General features: G+C 71.2%; 9 protein-coding genes. 4 read left to right on the top strand and 5 right to left on the bottom strand.

Annotated features, from left to right (window positions below; genetic code table 11):
• The first annotated feature begins 15 nt into the window (after positions 1-15).
• The gene (locus tag ASF76_RS17095) at positions 16-330 is read left to right on the top strand and encodes a hypothetical protein (RefSeq protein WP_055957608.1); all 315 of its coding nucleotides are present in this window, start codon (positions 16-18) and stop codon (positions 328-330) included.
• Between the two features lie 58 nt (positions 331-388).
• Here ASF76_RS17095 and ASF76_RS11350 read toward each other — a convergent pair whose 3' ends face one another.
• Positions 389-937, bottom strand: a complete 549-nt coding sequence (locus ASF76_RS11350; protein ID WP_308220473.1) for a GNAT family N-acetyltransferase — start codon at positions 935-937, stop codon at positions 389-391.
• A 159-nt stretch (positions 938-1,096) separates the two neighbouring features.
• On the opposite strand from ASF76_RS11350, the gene ASF76_RS11345 reads away from it, so the two are divergent.
• Positions 1,097-2,878, top strand: coding sequence for an HNH endonuclease signature motif containing protein (locus ASF76_RS11345; RefSeq protein WP_082485022.1), 1,782 nt, complete (start codon positions 1,097-1,099; stop codon positions 2,876-2,878).
• 467 nt (positions 2,879-3,345) lie between these two features.
• Here ASF76_RS11345 and ASF76_RS11340 read toward each other — a convergent pair whose 3' ends face one another.
• From ASF76_RS11340 to ASF76_RS11330, 3 genes are read right to left on the bottom strand one after another with little or no spacing between them, the layout of a single operon-like run.
• Positions 3,346-6,693 (bottom strand): ATP-binding protein, encoded by a 3,348-nt coding sequence (locus ASF76_RS11340; RefSeq protein WP_055957597.1) that lies wholly within the window; start codon positions 6,691-6,693, stop codon positions 3,346-3,348.
• Positions 6,690-7,397: a DUF4194 domain-containing protein gene (locus tag ASF76_RS11335; protein ID WP_055957594.1), complete on the bottom strand. Its 708-nt coding sequence runs from the start codon at positions 7,395-7,397 to the stop codon at positions 6,690-6,692. The genes ASF76_RS11340 and ASF76_RS11335 overlap by 4 nt, the downstream gene beginning before the upstream one ends.
• Positions 7,390-8,865, bottom strand: a complete 1,476-nt coding sequence (locus ASF76_RS11330) for a DUF3375 domain-containing protein (RefSeq protein ID WP_055957591.1) — start codon at positions 8,863-8,865, stop codon at positions 7,390-7,392. Before ASF76_RS11330 ends, ASF76_RS11335 begins: the two co-directional genes overlap by 8 nt.
• 275 nt (positions 8,866-9,140) lie before the next feature.
• On the opposite strand from ASF76_RS11330, the gene ASF76_RS17225 reads away from it, so the two are divergent.
• Together ASF76_RS17225 and ASF76_RS17220 are read left to right on the top strand one after the other, a co-directional pair.
• A complete protein-coding gene (locus ASF76_RS17225) occupies positions 9,141-10,517 on the top strand; it encodes a hypothetical protein (RefSeq protein ID WP_162240820.1) in 1,377 nt (458 codons plus the stop codon).
• A gap of 20 nt (positions 10,518-10,537) precedes the next feature.
• Positions 10,538-12,103 (top strand): S8 family peptidase, encoded by a 1,566-nt coding sequence (locus tag ASF76_RS17220; protein WP_055957582.1) that lies wholly within the window; start codon positions 10,538-10,540, stop codon positions 12,101-12,103.
• 176 nt (positions 12,104-12,279) lie between these two features.
• Here ASF76_RS17220 and ASF76_RS11315 read toward each other — a convergent pair whose 3' ends face one another.
• Complete coding sequence (locus tag ASF76_RS11315; RefSeq protein WP_082485171.1) at positions 12,280-13,692, bottom strand: APC family permease; 1,413 nt, start codon at positions 13,690-13,692, stop codon at positions 12,280-12,282.
• Positions 13,693-13,828: the final 136 nt, after the last annotated feature.

Here is a 13,828-nt window from a genome sequence, read left to right as displayed (position 1 = left end):
CCCGATTCTGGTCCAATGAACCAACTCATCGCGTACGAAGCCCTCGTTCTCGGTCCAGTCAGCCCCGATTGGACCATTGCCGAAGTGCTCGCGTGGATCGGTGCGGACGATGCCCGGTGCCACGACGAGCGGCTGGTGGGGATCCTGGATGCCGTTCGCCGGGCGCTCGACCCCGGCGCCGCGCCCGTGACGGGACGCGTGGTGGGACTCGTGCGCGCGGTCGCGATGCAGGTTGCGGCGCAGCCCGCGTGGGGGGAGTGGAGGGTGGGCGAGGTGGTCGGGGTGCCGTCGGCGGAGGCGCTGGCTTCCGCCGCCTTTGCGACGGTGTGACCGACGACGTCGTGTCGACTCCACGTTTGCGCGTCGGTACTTCCCGTGATCGCAACTGTTAGAGCGGATCGTCGCAGCTCGACTCCGGCCCGCTGAGGGGCCGTGACCACGCAGCTTCTCGAGCGAGCTGCCCGGTCGCCCGGAACAACCGGACCTGATGAGTGTCCGCCAGGGCGGTCGCGAGGTCCTCACGAGCAGCGGGGTCGAATCCGAGGCTCTGCCAGAACGGTCCGGAGCGGCGGCTGAAAAGCCACGCCGTGGTCGCACCCTCCTCGGCCGCGCGGTTCAACGCGTGAAGGGCCAGAGCACGGCCGCGCCCCCGCGAACGCTGCATCGGGCCGACGGCAACGCTACGTATCAACGCGTGGGCGCCATCGACGCTGAGTTCGTAACCTGTGCTGCCGACGATCGTGCCCGACTCGTCTCGCTCGATCCACAGGCGAACCGTCGGCGCGTCCAGTCCGCTCAGCGTGAGATCGACCGCCCGAAGAAAGGCGGTGAGCTCGGCGATGTCGCTCGCACGGCAACGTTCAACCCGCATCTGCCCAGTCAAACACTCGCGGCTCGGGGCGGCGTGATGTGGCGCTGCGGCGGCGTCCGATGTCACCACCCCGGGGATGGAGCGGCGCCCGTCTACCGGGGATGAGCGGCGCTTCTCGGCCGAGGGTGGGACGGCGCTGTCCTCGCGGTGAGGGGATGGCACCCCTCTCGCGAGGACTGAACGGCGCCCGGGACCGATGTCGGACCCCCTCGCTAGCGTTGGATCATGGACATCACGGCACCTCGGAGCAACCGGCAACAGTCGGTGTGCACGGCGTGGGGCGTGCCGTGGCCAAGCGACGAAGACCTGCGGATGGAAGCCGAGACTGCGTGGGCGATCGAGGTCGGGCTCGTCGACCCAGGCGCCTTCGACGCCGAGACGATCGGCGTTCTCGATCCTGAGATTTCTTGTGCGGCCCCCGCGGAGCTCCTCGACGAATTGGAGCGGAGGGTGCGCGAACGACACCGCGCGACGGCCGCGGAGTACCGGCTCGTCCGGCTCGTGCTCGCTCGGGCGGCGGCAGACCCCGTGCCGTGGGTGGGTCCCGATCCCACTCTCGATCTGGCGTGGAACGACACGCGCGGGCGTACGGTCGCCGCCGTGCGACGTGACCGACGTGACATGGCGGAGCGAGCCGCGATCGCCGAGATGGCGACGAGACTCTGCGTGTCGGAACAGACCGTGCGAGCGCGAGCCGCCAACTCCGACACGCTGCAGACGCGCTGCCCCGAGGTCTGGGCGGCATTCGTGGAGGGGAGCATCTCCGAGCGTCACGCGATCGAGTCGGCACGCTTGGCGACGTCGCTGCCGGACGCGGAAGTCGTGACGGTGGCCGTACCGACCGCCACACCGCCGGAGTCACCGGATGAGCTCGGGCTCGGCTCCGCCGAGCTGGACTCGGCCAACGATGACTGCCCTGCGGGCGATGGCGCGCTGACCCCGGATCCCTCCTGTGCAACGCCTGCGTCTGAGGGACATGAATCGTGGCGGGCCTTCGACGAAGGCGCGCTGGATCGTGCGCTCCACCTCCCGCCCGCCCGCTTCGTTGCCGCCGCTCGCTCCTTGCGAGAGCGAGTGCACAGAGAGTCTCTCGAGGCCCGGCATCGACGCGCGACGCGTGACCGCGGCGTGTGGCTCACCGCCGAACTCGACGGTATGGCGACGCTCTCGGCCCTTCTGCCCGTGGATCGCGCCGCCGCCGCCATGGCACGGATCGATCGGGCCGCCCGTCACCTGAGGGTCGCCGCTGACGAGGACCGGACGCTCGCACAGCTACGAGCCGATGTGTTCGCCGACTTCGTGACCACGTCGCCCGCGCCGCCCGCGCAGCCCACGCCGTTGACGACGCCGGCAACGCAGACGGATTCTTCAGCTGACGGAACTTCCGCCCTCCGTAGCTCGGGATCGCGTGCTCCGGGGAGCAGTGGTTCGGTGGGCACTGCTTCGGGGAGCGGCGGTTCGGCGGTCCGTGGTTCGACGCCCGCTGCCCCGGCGGGACCCCTCTCACCGACCGCGGCGACCCCGGCGTCGACGCGGCGCGCGGCGGTCGTCGTGACCGTCCCCGCGCTCACCCTGCTGGGCGCGGGCACGGAGCCCGCCGTCCTCGACGGCTACGGTCCGATCGACCTCGATACCGCTCGTCGGCTCGCGGGCGAGGCGACTTCGTGGGTCCGCGTCCTCACCCATCCGCTCACCGGCGTTCCGCTCGCGCTCGACCGTTCGACTTACCGGGTGCCCACCGCTCTGCGCCGTTGGCTCGGGGTCACGTCACCGACGTGCGTGTTTCCCGGGTGCGGACGCTCCGCCCGAGACTGCGATCTCGACCATCTCACGGCGTGGATCGACGGCGGCAGAACTGATGACGACAACCTTGCGCCAGAGTGTCGACATCATCACCGCCTTCGCCACGAATCCCGTTGGCATCCGTCCCGCGACCCCGATACCGGCGACCTGCGCTGGACGTCTCCGCTGGGCGCGCAGATCGCGGAGGACCCACCGCCGTTCTAGCGATGGCGACGACACGTCGCCGCTTCCCTGGACGACGCGTGAGTCCGGCGGGAGGGGCGATATCGGTGCCGCTTCCGGGGGCGCCGCGTGCACTGTGACGTCTCGGAAGAAAGTTGTCGGCGCAGGGCTGGTTTCGATCGGGCGAGATGGGACGGGTGTCGGGGAGGCGATCCTCCGAACACGCCCTTCTTCCTGGCGTACGACCGCCGCGGCATGAATCCCCAGGTACCCCGGGCGTCCAAGCCGCGACCCTCCGCGACGACCGCCGCGGCATGAATCCCCAGGTATTGCCAGCGTCCTGACCGCGACGATCCACGGCGACCGCCGCGGTAAGAAGCCCCAGATACCCCCGGCGACCCGCTCGCGACCCTCCACCGCGACGGCCCCCGAACGAACCCCGGCCGCTCCGCGTCGGCCCGCGGCCTCACCGTCGCCGTCGCGCGCGAGCGCCCGCGTGTGCGTCGCCCTCAGCCCGCGACCCCCACCTTCGCCTTCGCCCACGAGCGCCCCCGCGTGTCCTTCAAGATGTCGTACTCGACGTCCACGTGCGGTTCGATCGCGCTGTACTTGTCGTTCGGTGCGCCGATGACGAGCTGGAAACCGAGCCCCCGCCACGCACCGATCGCGCGCTTGGTGAAGTGCGCGTCGGCTTTGATGAGCGCCTCGTCCAGGAACACCGGCGCGTAGCGAGGGCGCTCGGCTCCGGCATCCCCGAGCTGATACCGGAGTGCTGCGCCGACGATGAACGCGATGAGCTCTTGCGATTCACCACCCGACTTCTCGCCGATGTGGTCGTACAGGGCGACGTGCTCACCGGTCTCGGCGCGGAAGCGCTCGGCGCTCACCCGCACGTGGTTGCGCACGTCGACGAGGTCGGCGAAGTCCGGCGCCGTCGGGCGGATGCGATCGATGAGCCGGGCCATCCGTGCGTACACGGCCTCGCGTTCCTCGTCGGACCCTGCCGCGTCGATCGCGGCACGCACATCGCGCAGCTCCCGTCGGAACCGTCGACGCACCTCCGACTGGCTCTCGCGCGGCACGATCTGCAGACGGTGCGCGTCGTCGTAGAACGGCAGGTCCTGCATGATGTCGTTGATCGGGGCGATGCGCTCGCGGATCTCACGCATGGCCCGCGTCAGCGCGGAGTCGAGGTTCGTGAGGTCGTTGCCCGACAGCCGCAGCAGCGAATCCCGCCACTCCGCCTCGAGTTCATGCAGGCCGCTGGCCTCGAGGTCGGCGAGGATCCGCTCGAAGTCGCCGAGCGACTCGTCGGGATCGGCGAGCAGGTTGGGACTCGGCCACCGGTCGATGAACGCCGTCAACGTCCGTCGCAGGCTCTCGCGCTGGTCGGCCCAGGTCTCCTGCGCCGCCCGTTGCTCCTCGAGCAGACGCTTCGATGCGGATTCGAGGGCCGCGTCGAACCGTGCCAGCAGCTGCGACGGCGTGGCATCGGACGCGCCCGGCGCCACGAAGAGGCTGTCGAGATAGGCGTGCTCGTCGTCCGAGAGGGCGACTCCCGCATCGTCCGCACGTTCGAGCAGGATCTGCGCGGCATCCACATCATCCGTGATCTCGGCCCACCGCGCGGCGAGCGCCTGCTGCTCGGTCTTGGCTCCGCCGATCTCTTCGCGCAGCCGCGCGGCGCGGGCGCGGGTACCCGAGATCTGTTCCTGCAGCTCGGCGATGCGGGGGTTGCCGGCCGTGATCTCGACGATCGTCTCGTTCCAGCGGTCCAGATCGCGTTGAACGGATGCCACGTCGACCTGGTCCCACGAGAGATCGACGATCTTCTCGAAGGCGCTGCGCCGTGCGTCGAACGCATCGAGGGCTGCGGCCGCCGTCTCGACCGCGGCCTTCGCCGTGGCGAGGTCGCGACGTACCGCGACGATCTGCTCGCCGAGCTCGGACAGGCGCACACGGGAGGAGAATCCGAGCACGCTCTGGCGGGTCGATCCGCCGTGCGCGCCGCGCGAACCCTGACTCGTCTGCCCCGACACGGTCAGCGCGAGGCGGTGGGCGGCCAGCTCAGCGGAGGAATCAACGCACAGGAACGCGAACTGCTGCTCGAGCCGGTCCTGCAGCCAGCCGGTGAAGGGGGAGCGGCGGTACTCCAGGCGTCCGGGCAGCGTCGCGGGGTCGAGGCCGGTGCGCTCGGGGAGCCCCGTCGACACCCCCTCGAACCGCAGACGTTCCGACAGTCGCACGCCGTCGATCGCGGACCGGAAGGATGCCAGGTGCGCGGCATCCACCAGCAGCGTCGTCGCGAAGCCACCGAGGGCCAGCGTGAACGCCCCGCGCCACGGCTCGTACTCGGTGCGGACGTCGACGAGCTCGGCGACGAAGGGCAGCTCGGCGGCGGTGAGACCGGCTGCCGCGGCCAGAGCCTCGCGCGCCTCGTGCAGGCGCTGCGGGATGTTGTCGTCGCGCGTCTGGGTGCGGCGGTGCTCGGCTTCGAGCGCGGCGAGCTTCTGGCGCAGGTCGGTGTGGGTGCCGCTGGCCGCGACGAAAGCCTCGCGGACGGCGGTCTTGGCATCCGCGTCCGCGAGGGTGCGCCGCGCGTCGTCCTCCACCGCGGCGAACTGCTTCTCGGTTGTCACCTCGACCGAGAGCACCGCCAACGCCGCCTCGAACCGCTCGCGATCGCGTTCCATCCCCGCCAGGCGACGCTCGAGTCCGCGAAGCTCCCGCTGGGCGGCGTCGAGCCGGTCGCCGCCGGCTGCGCGCAGCACGTCGCCGAGTCCCTCGCGTTCGGCCTCGGCCGCATCCGCCAGCCCCTGTCGTTCGCGCACGAGAGCGTCGGTGGAGTGCGTGCGGACGCGGAGTTCCGCCTCGACGGAGCCGAGCAGGTCGACCCGTCGCCGCGCGCGCCAGAGCGACGCGCGCGACGCGGGGTCGCCGAAGCGTCCGAGCGCGTCGATGAGGCGGAGGCGCTCCGCGGCCTCGTCGATACGCGTCCTCATCGCGCGGATCGGTTGCAGGGCCCGCACCTGCTGCCGTGCCTCGAGCATGCGCGTGCGCGTGGACTCGAGCCCGTCGAAGTGCGACACGACGGCGTCGGCGACAGCGAGGGTCTCGGGTTCTTCGAGCACCATGCGCTTGTAGAGGTCGTCGACGGTGGTGATCTGCTGCCCGGCCTGGATGCGGGCGAGCAGGCTCATCGCCTTCGCCCCCGACCCCGCTGCGCCGATGCCCAGCACCGCGTGCAGCCGCGCCGAGAACTCGCGGTCGGTCGGGAGCGTGTCCAAGCCCGTCGCCCGCACCGCGGCATCCGACAGATGGGTGCGCGCGGCCGGCTCCAGCGCCCGCAGGTCGAACACTCCGTGCACGGTCGCCCGCACTTTGACGGCGTCGTCGAGGGTGCGCGCCGAGGCCGGGATGTACCACGCCCGCACCGCCGTGAACCGGGCGCCGTCGTGGTCGGCCCACGTCATCGCGATCGCCGTCCACGTGTCGACTCCGTCGCCGCGCAGCACCCGCACCTTCGTGCCCTCGTCGGTGCGCGACTCGTCGAGCTTGCCGCGGCCGTACGACAGGATGTTGCGCTGTTCTTGCCCGCGAGGGCGCCCCACCACCGCGCCGTTCGACGCGCCGTTGAAGGGGGTCGTGTGGGGCATCATCAACGCCACGTACGCGTCCATGAGCGTCGACTTGCCCGATCCCGATCCGCCGCACAGCAGCGTCGCCGTCGGCGCGAAGCGCACGCGGTGCGTGCCGTCGTAGCCGCCCCAGTTCACCAACTGCAGGTCTTCGGCTACCCACTGCTGCCCGCGGGACGCGGCGGGGATCAGCCCGAAGAGCGTGTCGAGCATGGTCATGAGAGGAGATCCTTCCCGGGAGTCTCGGATGCCGGGACCTCGACGGGCGAGCCCTGTGTCTGTTCGTCGAGCCACTGCTGGAGCTCGCGGAGCGTCTCGGCGCTCAGCACGACTTCGATCAGGGGGCCGATGCGGTAGCGGCCCTCGGACTCCTCCTCGACGATGCCCTCGCGGTCCAGGCGCGCGATCGCGGTGCGCACGGCACGCTGCTGGCTGGCGCGGGTGCCGTCGCTCTCGGCGAAGTAGGTCAGCACGGTCTGCTCGACCTCTTCGACGTCGACGCGGGCCGAGGCGGTACCGGCCGTGGTCTCGCGTTGGAACACCGTGCGCAGGTAGACGAGCACCAGCGTCTCGGCGCGCGAATACGCCTCGTCCTTCAACAGGATCGGCACGTCGAGTTCGTCGCTGCGGACCTGCTCCTTGTACGCCACGCCCCGGGAGTGATCCACCACGAGACGCACGAACAGGTCGTTCAGACGCGACTCGATCCTCTGCTGGTGCTCGATCAGCAGCTTCCACTCGGCGGGGGAGTTCTCAGCGAGCAGGAATCGGCGCTGCAGAATGCGCACGAGCACGCGCCGCACCTCGGCATCCAGGATGCCGCGGTCGCCGGCGAACAGCGCGTCGGGGTCGTTCTCCATCGCGACGGGGGCGATGAACACCGGGGAGTCGGTTTCGGGTGTTCGAAGGTCCACGTCAGTCATCGGCATCCGTTTCTCTGAGGTTCTCTGCTCTGACCGCCCCGAACGCGAAGCGCCGCGTCGTGCCGTCGGGGCGCACGGCCTCGACGATCGAGACGTCGTCCGTCTCGGTCAGGCCGCCGCGGTGCATGATCTCGAGGAGGCCCACCAGGTCGACCGGGCGGCGGGTGCCGGCATCGGCACCGGCGAACGCGGTCGCCAGGTCGAAGCCCCGGCCGAGGGTGGCGACGTACGCCTCGAGTTCGGCGTAGTGCGGTCCGCCCCAGGCGCGGGTGTCGACGCCGGCGAACTCCGCATCGGGATCCTCGGATGCCAGGGGCTCGGGTGCACCGCTCGGACGGACGTCGCTGAGCGACTGCCGGAGATGCCCGATGTCGGCGAGCGGCAGGGTGCGTACGGGCTCCACGCGTCCGGGTACGCGCGTCTGGCTCCAGCGGTGAAGCCCCGCCATGACTCCGCGCAGCAGGTCGTCGACCTGGCGGTCGCGGATGGGGTCGTGCGTGCGCACCTGCGCGGTGATGACGTGCGAGGCGCGCCGCTGGGCGGTGAGCACCTCCTGCACCCCCGCCTCGACACGACGGGCGATGGCATCCAATTCGCCCCGCTGGTCGGGGGTCATCAGCCGCGAGAAGGGCTGGGTGAGCACGGCGTGCAGCTGGTCGGTCAGGTCGTCGATGTGCTCCGGATCGCCGATCAGGCGCAGCGCCCCCTGGAACGCCCGGCCCTCGGGGGTGGCCTGCATCACCTGACGGCCGCGTTCGAGGTATTCGCGCAGCACCTCGCCCGTGGGGCGCACGTCGCGGCGGAGCTCCGCGACGACATCGCGCTGCATGGCGGCGATCGATTCGGCCACGCGCGAGAAGTCGGCCGGGAGCTCGCGGGCGAGATGGATGACGTTCTCGGCCTCCTCCAGGAGGTGCTCGTCGTCGAGCGGTTCGACGACACCCTCGTTCAGCGCGGCGAGCTCGGCGTCGATGGCTTCCCGCTCCGCGAGCAGCATCTCGCGACGACGGTCGGGGTCGCTCTCGGCGTCGCGGGCGAGCCGCTCGACCGCCTCGAGCAGCGTGCGCACGCGAGAGCCCGACACGCGGGCCCGACCGCCGCCCGCGCGACCGGCGATCTCGAGAGCCCCCACGGCGTGCGCTGACAGGCGGTACACCTCGACGTCGTCCTCGATCTGCAGGCCCAACCAGCCCACCCGCACCCATCCGCGGCAGATCTCCCGCGCGGAACCGGCGGGGATGCGACGGTCGTCGTCGGTGTCGAGACCGGCGGCGCGCAGCTCGTCGATGGCCCCGGCGACCTCGACGTGCGCGTCGGCGACGGCCACGGCGGATCTGTCGGGTGAGAACACCACGGAGAGCACGGCCACGACGAAGGGGGCGAACCGACCGTGCAGCAGATCGAGCGTGGGGTTCTTGAACGCCGTGATCGAGCGCAGGTAGGCGGCTTCGGCGCGGGTGCGGGTCACTGAGAGGAGTCTACCGGGGGGCCCGTGCGGCCACGATTCGAGAGGCGCGCGCATGGCGGGCGAGGGGGCGGGTGAATCGGACGACGGCGCGGGTATCGGTGGCCGGGGCGCGGGAAGCCCGCCGACTCGGGACAGGGTGCCACCTCCTCCGCCCTCACCCCGTCTCGCGCGGTCCGACGAGCGAGGGCACTGCGCCGACGGTGGGGCATGCTCGCGGCGACGTCGTCCGCCCCGCCCCGCACCCGGTGCGGTCGGCACAGAAAGGACCGCCACCCGTGTCCCACCCCTCTGATCCCTCGCACCGGGATGCCACCGTGTCCGGTCATCGCGCGGTCCCGCACGCGGCTCCCGGTCGTCGCGCGGTCCTCCACGCCGCCGCGTGGGCGGTTCCGGCGATTGCTCTCATCTCGGCGTCGCCGGCGGCAGCCGTCTCGGGTCCCGTGCTGTCGTTCTCGTCGACGTCGTACGCCGGCGTCGCCTGCGGCGTCTTCACCGACGTCGTCGTGCGTCTCTCCGACGGCGTCGACGCCATCGCCGGAGCGAGCGTGACGCTGCAGCTGGCCGGGGGATACACCTTCGACGGCGGCGCCGTCACCGCGACGATCCTGACCGGGGCCGACGGCTCCGCCCCGTGCGGCTCGGTCCACGTTCCCGCGGGCGGCGCGGTCGGGACCATCGCGGCCACCACCTCAGGGGCGACGGGGGCGACGGCGACGCTGACGTCGTTCGATGCGCGCCTGCTGTCATCGCCGCGGGGGCTCGCCGACGCCTCCCTCGTGCCGGTCGGCGCGTCGCCCGTCGCCCTCGACCTGTACCTGTCGTCGGGCGTGCTGTACCGCGCGGGCGTGGGCGCCGTCGCGACCGGGATCGACGCCGTCGGGGCCCTCGCGCCCGCGGTCGGCGATGCCACCGCGTTCCTGCTGCCGCTGCGGCGCGTCGACGGCAGCGCGGCGGTCTTCGACACCGTCTCCGGCGCGGTCACCGCTGTCGCGGGCGTCCCGTCGGGAGCGGCACCGGTCGCCGCGGACCTGTTCCTCTCCGGCTCCGCGCTTCACCGTGCGGGCGGTCTCGTCGCGTCCGACGTCGACCTCTGCGGCCAGCTCGTCGATCACGACGCCGATGCCGCGGGGCGCTCGTATCTGCCGTATCGCGCGACCGACGGCTCGCCGCGGCTCCTGCGCCTGCCCGACGGCGACACCCGGACGGCGTTCGAGTTCGGATCCGCCGGCGGCCCGCCAGCGGGTGCGACACCCCTCGCCGACGACCTGTTCTTCGCCGCGGGCGCGATCCACCGCGTCAGCTGGGACGGCTCCTCCTCGTTCGGCACGGGGGTGGTGGCATCCGGGATCTCCGCGTGGGGCGCACTCACCCCCAACCCGTTCTTCGCCGGCGAACGACTGCTGCCGGTCGTCCGGGCGACGGGGGATGCCGCGCTGCTCATGGTGTCGGGAAACGTCGTGCGGGCGGCCCGCGGCGTCCCGTCGGGGGCGACTCCGTTGGGTGCCGACCTGTTCCGCGTGGGATCCGACATCTACCAGGACGGGGTCGGACTCGTCGCCTCCGAGGTCACCGCCGTCGGGGCCCCATCACCCGCATCGCGCGGGGCCACGCGCGTCGTCGTGCCCCTCGCCTCGGCGGTGGCGTCGTGCTGAACGAACCAGAAGGAGACCCCGTGTCGCAGCGTCACCGACCCACCCACAGGCGCCGGTGGGGGGCGCTCGGCCTCCTCGGTGTGCTGCTCGTCGTCGCCGGCGTGGGCTCCGCGATCCGTCCGATCGTCGACGACACGCGGTCGGTCCCGACCTCCGAGGTACGTGCGGCGCAGCCCGCCCCCGCGACACCGAGCCCCGCGCCGACGGAAGCCTGGTCGGCACCCCTCGGCATCCCCGCGGATGCCACCGACGAGGAGCGCCTGCGGATCAAACTGTCGTACGACCTCGTCGCGGTCCCCGCCGACCGGCTCGAGCAGTTGCAGTCCCTCCCCGGTGTCACGGTGGTGAGCCCCCGCACGCTCGATGACGTGGCGTACGCCGCCGTCCGCGAGACCGACGTCGCCGCGGTGCGTGACGCGCTTCCCGAAGCCACGGTCATCCCGAACGACCTTGTCTCCGCCGACCAGGCCCAGACGCCGGTTCCTTCGTGGGGGCTGGACGCGGTCGACAACTCGAGCGCCGTCGGCGACAACGCCTACCTGTACGACTCGACCGGTGCGGGGGTCACCGCGTTCGTGGTCGACAGCGGGGTGCAGTCCGACCATCCCGACTTCGGCGGTCGCGTGGATGTCGCCGCCGGTCACGACGAGGTCGGCGACGGTCGCGGCACCGAGGACTGCAACGGTCACGGCACCCACGTCGCCGGCACGATCGGCAGCACCACCTACGGGGTCGCGAAGGACGTGCGGATCGTGCCGGTCCGCGTGCTGGGGTGCGGCCGCACGGGATCGATCATCGACGTGCTGTACGGGATGCTCTGGATCGAGCAGAACAACGACTCCGCGCAGTCGGTGGTGAACATGAGCCTGGGAAGTCCCCAGATCAGCCTGGTCGACGAATTCGCCACCGACCTCGTCGAGGCGGGGTTCGTCGTCGTCGTCGCCGCGGGCAACGAGGCGCAGGACGCGTGCAACGTCTCCCCGGCGAGCGCTCCCGCACCTCTGACCGTGGGAGCGTTCGACACGGAGCGGGCTCTCGCCTGGTACAGCAACTTCGGCTCGTGCGTCGACATCCTCGCCCCGGGCTCCGACATCACCTCGACGTGGATCGGCTCGACGACCAACACCATCAGCGGCACCTCGATGGCGTCTCCCCACGTCGCGGGACTTGCCGCCCGACTGCTTCAGCTCCACCCCACGTGGGCGACGGCGGAGGTGCAGCAGGAACTCACCACCGCTGCCGCGACGGGGCACATCTCAGGCCTCCCCGCCGGCACGCCCGACCTCGTGGCCGCCATTGCCGGCATTCCCCGCATCGCCTCGCTCACGGTCTCCACGGACGCCGCCGGTCTCGCCATCACGTGGGCCACCAACGACATCGGTTCGTTCACCTCGTTCGCGCTCACCGTCACCGACACGACCACGGGGCGGGAGTACCCGGTCACCGTCTCGGGCTCACGCTCGTCGACCGTCTTCACCGACCGGCAGCCGGGGCACGCGTACACGGTGCTCATCACCGGTACGGCGCGGATGCCGTCGGGGGCGCTGGTCGCCATGGATCCGGTGACCGCGAGCGCGCCGGGCTGAGAGGCCGTCGCGGGGACTCCGGCGGGGCCGCGGCGAGTGGCATCCGGTCGCCGGGGCCCTGCCCGGGTGGAGACGTCCGGAGGAGTGCGGGCGCGTGACGACCGCGCCGGCGGCGACTCGCGCGGGAGCGCCGGAGGCGTGACATCCGGTCGCCGGCGCCACGCCCCCGGCGCGGGTCACAGGTCGGAGCGCGGGCCCGACACCGTCTTGTTGACACCGGTCACCGGCTGGTTCTCGTCGAACGAGGCGATCGGGCGGCGGAAGCCGCGCGTGAGGATGACGAGGTACACCACGCCGAGGCTGGTCCAGATGAGACCGCCGATGAGGGCGTGCGCGTCGAGGTTGACCCACAGCAGGCCCGTGAGGAGCACGCCGATGCCCGGCATCACGATGTAGCGGAAGATGTCGCCCGGGGTCTTGCGCAGCCCCCTGCGGACGGCGAACCACGCGATCACCGAGACGTTCACGAAGGTGAAGGCCACGAGCGCGCCGTAGTTGATGTACGCCGCGATCTGCTCGAGGGTGAACGAGATCGCGAGCAGGCTGACGAGGCCCACGATCACGATCGAGATCGTCGGGGTGTGCGTCTTGGGGTTGACGAAGCCGAAGATGCGGCGGGGCAGCACGTTGTTGCGCCCCATCACCATCAGCATCCGCGAGACCGACGCGTGAGAGGCGAGCCACGACGCCAGGGTCGCAGCGAATCCGGCAGCCGTCAGCACAGCCTGCAGCACCGGCCCGCCGACCTGGACGCCGATCTCGGGCAGGGTGCTGTTCTCGATCGCCTCGGTCGGGAACGCCGACGCGTCGGGGAAGCGCAGCTGCGTGACGTATGCCGCGATGAGGAAGATGACACCTCCGGCAACGAGCGTGAGGAGAATCGCGCGGGGCATGATCTTGGGCGTCTTGGCTTCTTCGGAGTACATCGACACTGCGTCGAAGCCGATGAACGAGAAGCACACGATCGTGGCGCCCGCCAGGACGGCGCCGAACTGCACGTCGTCGTGGACGAAGGGCGCGAGCGAGACGGGCGTCCCCGCGCCCGCTCCGCCCACGAGCTGCACCACCACCATGACGACGAACACCGTCATGACGACGATGGAGAAGACAAGCAGGATCATGTTGATGTTCGAGGTGCCGCGCATCGTCAGATAGATGACGCCGGTGACGCCCGCGGTGAAGACGACGACCCAGAGCCACCCGGGGACGTCGGGGAAGAGCGCTTCCATGTAGCTGCGCAGGATCAGCGCGTTGACCATGGGGAGCAGCAGGTAGTCCGTGAGAGCGGTCCACCCGACGACGAAGCCGACGCCGGGGTGGATGGACTCCCGAGCGTAGGTGTAGGCGGAGCCCGCGCTCGGAACGACCCGGACCATCTTGCCGTAGCTCACGGCGGTGAAGGCGAGCACGATGAGGGCCACCGCGTAGGCCGCGGGGACGACGTTGTTCGTCTCGTCGGCGACGAGGCCGAAGGTGTCGAACACGACGGTCGGGGTCATGTAACCGAGGCCGAGACCCACGATCGACCAGAGGCCGAGGGTGCGGGCGAGCTTTGCTGCCGAGCCGGACGTGGCCGTCGGGGCGGCGATGTTCTCGTTCGTGGCTCCTCCTAGAGGGTGCGGGGCGCGATCGGGTGTCGCGCGAGCGGGTGCGGTGCGCGATCGTGTGTCGCGTCCGTGGGGCTGATGGCGGGGTACAGCACGCGGAGCACCGCTCTGAGTGGGA

The sequence above is a fragment of the Microbacterium sp. Leaf151 genome, from assembly GCF_001424225.1.
Lineage (GTDB): Bacteria > Actinomycetota > Actinomycetes > Actinomycetales > Microbacteriaceae > Microbacterium.
Note: the sequence above shows the minus strand (reverse complement) of the source record. Positions and strands in the feature narration are given on the sequence as shown.